We start from the raw sequence: 6,054 nt of genomic DNA, 5'->3' as shown, positions 1-6,054 counted from the left end.
TCGGCGCTGCAGAACGCCGCTTCCATCGCGGCGCTCTTCCTCACCACCGAGGCGGTCATCGCCGAGAAGCCCGAGAAGACCCCTGCCGCCCCGGCCATGCCGGGTGGCGGAGACATGGACTTCTAGGTCGCTTTTCATCAGATCGGCCCGGGCGCGCGTCGCCCGGGCCGATCTGTGTTTTCTGCGGCGAATGACTACTTGAGGGGTTTGACCCAGCGCGACCATTCGGGCTGCGGCGTGTAGCCCGCGGCGGACCAGGCCCCCTGGGCGGAGACGTTGGAGTCCAGGACCATCGCGTCGGCGCGGAAGGCGCCGAAGGCGGTGAAGCGGGACTCGGCCGCGGCCAGGAGCGTGGTGGCGATGCCCTTGCGGCGGTGGGACGGGTGGACGGCGAGGCGATAGAGATGCGCTCGCCAGCCGTCCCAGCCCGCGATGAGCGTGCCGGCCAGTTGCCCGTCGAGCTCGGCGATGAGCAGGGCCTCGGGGTCGCGTTCGATCAGCGCGACCACCTTGTCGGGCGAGTCGCGCCGGTCGGTGCCCTCGGCGGCCAGGAGCCAGAAGTCGAGCACCGCCGGCACGTCGCCGAGCTCGGCGTGCCGGATCTTCATCCCCGAAGCGGTCTCTTGGTCGATGGCCATCAGATGCCGAAGTGGGCGACGATGTGGCCGCGCGCGAGCGTGTTGGCGGTGATGTTGAAGCCGACCACCGCCGGGCTGGCGTCACTGGGGACGCCCAGCTCCGCCACGCCCAGCGCGTGCACCGTGTAGACGTAGCGGTGCGCGTCGCCGGGCGGGGGAGCGGCGCCGCCGTACTCCTTGCTGCCGTAGTCGTTGCGCGCGTGCGTCGCCCCCGCGGGCAGGCCCTTGAACTCGGGGGCGGTGCCCGCGCCCGTGGGGAGCTCGGTGACGGAGGCCGGGATGTCGAAGAGCACCCAGTGCCAGAACCCGCTGCCCGTGGGCGCGTCGGGGTCGTAGCAGGTCACGGCGTAGCTCTGGGTCTCGGCCGGGGCGCCGGACCACTGGAGGTGAGGTGACAGGTTCTGGCCGGTCATGCCCCAGTCATTGAAGACGTGGAGGTCCCCCAGCCTCTCCCCGTCCGCGATGTCGTTGCTCTGGACCGTGAGCGGGGGGACCGACGGCAGGTGTTCGTGTGGAAGCGGTGCGGGCACGGCGTCCTCCTTGGTTGAGATCCTCCACTACCCTCGCCATCCTAGGAGTGCCCCGGGCTCGGGAGGCGACGCGCCCGCTCGCGGTCAGGCGGTCAGCTGGGCGGGCAGCGCCTTCCCATGCAGGACGGTGAGCGAGGTGACCGCGCGGGTGAGCACGACGTACAGCCTGGCCAGGCCGCGGGGCTCGGCCGCCACGATGTCGGCCGGCTCGACGACGATCACGTGGTCATACTCCAGGCCCTTGGCCAGCGTCGCCGGGACGATCAGCAGCCGGTGCTCCTCGGTCGTGTCGGGGTCGAGCACGGCGTGGGCGAGCCCGTCGAGCTGCCGTGACACCTCCGCCACCAGCGTGTCGGGCACGATCACGCCGATCGAGCCCTCCCGGGCCAGGGCCTCGCGCGCCGCGTCGGCGACCGCGCCGCCGGGGCGTACCGACAGCGAGCCCACGCCCGGCCGCAGCGAGCGCGGCGGAGCCAGCGCCGGAGCGATCGACGGCAGCAGGCGGGCGGCGTAGTCGAGCACCTCGCGTGGCACGCGGAAGCCCAGTGTCAGCTCGGTGACCTCGCCCCCGTCCTGGCCCAGGTGTTTGAGCACGGTCTCCCACGAGCTCGTGGACCACGGGGTGGTGCCCTGGGCGAGATCGCCGAGCACGGTGGCCGAGCCGTTGCGGCAGCGCCGGCCGAGCGCGCGTAGCTGCATCTCCGACAGGTCCTGCGCCTCGTCGACGACCAGGTGGCCGAGCGAGGGCGTGCGTTCGATCAGGTCGCCGAGCTCGTCGAGCAGCGCGGCGTCGGCCGCCGACCACTTCGCGGACTTCCAGCCTCGGTACGGTTTCCGCCAGAGCAACATTTCCTGCTCTTCAGGCGACAAATCGGATTTGGCGGCTTTTGCGAGGAAGTCGGGGTCCGAGAGGAGCTTGAACAGGACCTGCTGCGGCACCAGTTTGGGCCAGACCAGGTCGACGAGCTGCTTGACCGGCTTGGACCTGGCCACGGCGTCCTGCACCCGGTCGTCGGGCGACTCACCGCGCTGCTCCATGCGTACGAGCACCATGTGCGCGAGCCGCTGCGCCAGCGCCGCCCGGCCGGGCCCGTAGCGGGTGGTGCCGCGCAGCGAGGCGACGATCTCGCGTACCTCGTAGTCGGCCACCCGGAAGCGGTAGGCGCCCTTGCTGTAGACGACGCCCTCCTCCGGCTTCACGATGTGCAGCCACAGCGCCCGCTCCAGCACGGCGGCCATGCGGGCGTCGCCCTTCAGCGCCGAGACCATCGGGTCCTCAGGCGTGGCGTGCTCGCCGAGCAGGCCCGCGACCGTGGTCTGGTCGACCTTGACCTCACCGAGCGCGGGGAGCACGGAGGAGATGTAGGACAGGAAGGCCCGGTTGGGGCCGACGATCATCACGCCTGACCTGGCCAGCCGCTCGCGGTGGGTGAACAGCAGGTATGCGGCCCGGTGCAGGCCGACGGCGGTCTTGCCGGTGCCCGGCGCGCCCTGGACGCAGACGGTCTGGGCGAGCGCGGCTCGGACGATCTCGTCCTGGTCGGGCTGGATCGTGGCCACGATGTCGCGCATCGGGCCGGTGCGCGGGCGCTCGATCTCCTGAGTCAGGATCTTCGAGGGCCCGAGGTCGCCGCCCTCGCCGAGCGGCTCGTCCTCGAACGCGGTCAGCAGGCCGCCGTGGTAACCGAACCGGCGCCGCCGTGCGACGTTCATCGGATCGGCGGGGCTGGCCTGGTAGAACGCCCGGGACACCGGTGCGCGCCAGTCGATCACCAGTGGGCGGCTGCCGCCGTCGTGCACGTGGCGGCGGCCGACGTAGATCGTGCCGGGCAGATCGTCATCCACCGAGCGGTCGAGGCGGCCGAAGAACAGCGGGGTGTCGGGGTGGTCGGCCAGCGCGGCCACCCGCTTGTCGAGCAGCGACTGCAGAATCTGCTGCGACACCCAGTCGCCGGCCGCGTCGGCCGACAGTGATTGGGCGTGCAGGCGCATGGCCTGCAGCGCGGCTCTCGACTCGGCCAGGTGGGCCTGCTCGGCGGAGAGGACGTCGGCGGGTATGTCGGGGGCCAGCTGGTGTGCGGGCATGCGGAAGTGCCTCCCTGGTCAGGGTAACGGAGGTGGTGTAGGCAGCGAATCGACCAGTTTAGTGGGGCGCCCGGCAGGCTTCCACAGCATTTACCCGGGGTAGGGAGAGACCGTGGCAAGGGTGCGGTTCGGTATCTCTCCGATCATTCCGACGGTCGCGAGCTTCCTGCTGGCGGCGTTGTGGGCCTTGTCGGTGTTCGCGGGGTGGGGGCTGGAGGCGTTCTGCGCGGGTGGGGAGTCCGCGGCGGACTGCTCGCAACGGCTCGATTCGGTCTCGGCGGTGTCGGGGCTGTTCGCCGTGGCCGCCGCCTGCTGTGCGGCCGGCGCCTGGTTGGCGCCCTCGGCCAGAAACGATCCACGGGTCTTCAGCCGATTCATGGGCGTGAGTGTGGCCGCCTGGATCGCCGCCGAAGGGGTGCTCTTCCTGGGCGGCATGCTGGCAAGATAACGACAACCTGCGAATAACCGAGAATTCGGGCATATCAGGTGGATTTGCCGGATCATGGGGGTATGTCGCTGGCTACTTGAGAGGTGCGGCGGCGATAGCACGCTGGTGAGGGGGGTGGTTCGATTGTCGACAGCCCGCGGAGTCTCGTGGACGTAAATCGACGTCGGAGCCTGGCCGCTCGGAGGGTGAGCGGCCGGGCCTTCGCCTCGGGTTGACCGGTAGGCCTACACGCCGCCGAGCACGTCGTCGGCGTCGATGATCTGGTACGCGTAACCCTGCTCGGCCAGGAACCGCTGGCGGTGCGCCGCGAACTCCTGATCGACCGTGTCCCTGCTGACCACCGTGTAGAAGCGGGCGCCTCCGCCGTCGGCCTTGGGCCGCAGCACCCGGCCGAGCCGCTGCGCCTCCTCCTGGCGCGACCCGAACGTGCCCGACACCTGGATGGCCACGGCCGCCTCGGGCAGGTCGATGGAGAAGTTCGCCACCTTGGACACGACCAGGACCTGGATCTCCTTGTCGCGGAAGGCCTGGTAGAGCCGCTCGCGCTCCTTGATCCGGGTCTCGCCCTTGATCACCGGCGCGTTGAGGTGCTCGCTCAGCTCGTCCAACTGGTCGATGTACTGGCCGATGACCAGCACCTGCTCACCCAGGTGCCGGCGGACCAGCGCCTCGGTCACGCGGGTCTTGGACGGCGTGGTGGCGCAGAACCGGTAGCGCTCCTCGGACTCGGCCATCGCGTAGGCCAGCCGTTCCTCGTCCGTGAGGGTGACCCGGACCTCGACGCAGTCGGCGGGGGCGATCCAGCCCTGGTTCTCCATCTCCTTCCAGGGCGCGTCATAGCGCTTGGGGCCGATCAGCGAGAACACGTCGCCCTCGCGACCGTCCTCGCGCACCAGCGTCGCGGTCAGCCCGACGCGCCTGCGGGCCTGCAGGTCGGCGGTCATCCGGAAGATCGGCGCGGGCAGCAGGTGCACCTCGTCGTAGACGACCAGGCCCCAGTCGCGCGCGTCGAACAGCTCCAGATGGCTGTAGACGCCCTTCCGCCGGGTCGTCATCACCTGGTAGGTGGCGATGGTGACCGGACGGATCTCCTTCTTGCTGCCGGAGTATTCGCCGATCTCGTCCTCGGTCAGCGTGGTGCGCTTGAGCAGCTCCTGCTTCCACTGGTGCGCGCTCACCGTGTTGGTGACCAGGATCAGCGTGGTGGCCTGGGCGTGCGCCATCGCGGCCGCGCCGACGATCGTCTTGCCGGCCCCGCAGGGCAGCACGACCACGCCGGAGCCGCCGTGCCAGAAGGAGTCGGCCGCGTCCTGCTGGTAGGGCCGCAGGCTCCAGCCCTCCTGCACCAGCTCGATCTTGTGGTGCTCGCCGTCGACGTAGCCCGCGAGGTCCTCCGCGGGCCAGCCCAGCTTGAGCAGCGCCTGCTTGACGTTGCCGCGGTCGCTCGGGTGCACGGCCACCGAGTCGCCGGTGAGGCGTTCGCCCAGCATGGGCTGGATCTTCTTGGAGCGCAGCACCTCTTCGAGCACGGCCCGGTCGGTGGAGGTCAGGACCAGGCCGTTGACCGGGTCCTTCTCCAGCTTGAGCCGGCCGTAGCGGTCCATGGTCTCGGCGATGTCCACCAGCAGCGCGTGGGGCACCGGGTAGCGGCTGAAACTGATCAGCGCGTCGATGACCTGCTCGGCGTCGTGCCCGGCCGCGCGCGCGTTCCACAGCGCCAGCGGGGTGACGCGGTAGGTGTGCACGTGTTCGGGGGCGCGCTCGAGCTCGGCGAACGGTGCGATGGCCTTGCGGCAATCGCCGGCGTTCTCATGATCGACTTCGAGGAGCAGCGTCTTGTCCGACTGGACGATGAGCGGGCCGTCGTTCACGGACATCCCTTCTACGGTTGACGCCTATCCAACACACGCGACGGCAAGAACAGTCCCCGAACAGGTAATCAGTCGTCGAGATAGCCGTTGACGCCGAGGAAGAGGAAGGTGCCGATCGTCAGTGCGAAGCCCACCCCGAACAGGGTCCAGCTCCATACGAGCAGGTTCTTGGCGCTGGCCGGCTCCGTGCTCGACCGGCCGAGCGCCAGGCCCGCGAGGACGGCCCCGGGGATGGCCAGGATGTTGCAGCAGCCGACGATCGCGAGGAGATTGAGCACCAGCGCGACGATGGCGGTGGCCCTCGGGCCCTCGGACGGCCGAGGTGGCGGGGGATAGCCGTAGCCATAGCCGTAGCCATGCTGCGGTGGCGGCTGCTGGCCGTATGGTGCGCCGTAGGGCTGGTACGGATATTCGCCCGATGGATCTTGCTGGCTCATGCCACCTCCCAACAGGTCAACATTTATCACGGAATGGCCACGCGC

At 70.0% G+C, this 6,054-nt stretch carries 6 protein-coding genes; 1 reads left to right on the top strand and 5 read right to left on the bottom strand.

From position 1 onward, the window contains the following. Window positions 1-194: 194 nt before the first annotated feature. The 3 genes from KLK06_RS57065 to KLK06_RS57055 form a co-directional block, all read right to left on the bottom strand. Window positions 195-638, bottom strand: a complete 444-nt coding sequence (locus KLK06_RS57065; protein WP_250907627.1) for a GNAT family N-acetyltransferase — start codon at window positions 636-638, stop codon at window positions 195-197. Further along, entirely contained in the window at window positions 638-1,168 is a 531-nt protein-coding gene (locus KLK06_RS57060; RefSeq protein ID WP_214644280.1) for a YbhB/YbcL family Raf kinase inhibitor-like protein, read from the bottom strand. The genes KLK06_RS57065 and KLK06_RS57060 overlap by 1 nt, the downstream gene beginning before the upstream one ends. A gap of 84 nt (window positions 1,169-1,252) precedes the next feature. After that, complete coding sequence (locus KLK06_RS57055; RefSeq protein ID WP_214644279.1) at window positions 1,253-3,253, bottom strand: AAA family ATPase; 2,001 nt, start codon at window positions 3,251-3,253, stop codon at window positions 1,253-1,255. Between the two features lie 112 nt (window positions 3,254-3,365). Here KLK06_RS57055 and KLK06_RS57050 point away from each other — a divergent pair, with 112 nt between their 5' ends. Then, window positions 3,366-3,701 carry a hypothetical protein gene (locus tag KLK06_RS57050; protein WP_214644278.1) on the top strand — a complete coding sequence of 112 codons (336 nt, stop codon included), beginning with the start codon at window positions 3,366-3,368 and terminating at the stop codon, window positions 3,699-3,701. Between the two features lie 224 nt (window positions 3,702-3,925). Here KLK06_RS57050 and KLK06_RS57045 read toward each other — a convergent pair whose 3' ends face one another. Then, window positions 3,926-5,578, bottom strand: a complete 1,653-nt coding sequence (locus KLK06_RS57045) for a DNA repair helicase XPB (protein WP_214644277.1) — start codon at window positions 5,576-5,578, stop codon at window positions 3,926-3,928. A 62-nt stretch (window positions 5,579-5,640) separates the two neighbouring features. Further along, a complete protein-coding gene (locus tag KLK06_RS57040; protein ID WP_214644276.1) occupies window positions 5,641-6,009 on the bottom strand; it encodes a hypothetical protein in 369 nt (122 codons plus the stop codon). Window positions 6,010-6,054: the final 45 nt, after the last annotated feature.

Source organism: Nonomuraea sp. NEAU-A123 (genome assembly GCF_018603905.1).
Taxonomy (GTDB): Bacteria; Actinomycetota; Actinomycetes; order Streptosporangiales; family Streptosporangiaceae; genus Nonomuraea.
Note: the sequence above shows the minus strand (reverse complement) of the source record. Positions and strands in the feature narration are given on the sequence as shown.

Bases quoted from the DNA above. Each gene is read 5' to 3' on its own strand.
- KLK06_RS57045 (WP_214644277.1), bottom strand. From the start codon at position 5,578: ATGTCCGTGAACGACGGCCCGCTCATCGTCCAGTCGGACAAGACGCTG.
- KLK06_RS57040 (WP_214644276.1), bottom strand. From the start codon at position 6,009: ATGAGCCAGCAAGATCCATCGGGCGAATATCCGTACCAGCCCTACGGC.
- KLK06_RS57055 (WP_214644279.1), bottom strand. From the start codon at position 3,253: ATGCCCGCACACCAGCTGGCCCCCGACATACCCGCCGACGTCCTCTCC.
- KLK06_RS57065 (WP_250907627.1), bottom strand. From the start codon at position 638: ATGGCCATCGACCAAGAGACCGCTTCGGGGATGAAGATCCGGCACGCC.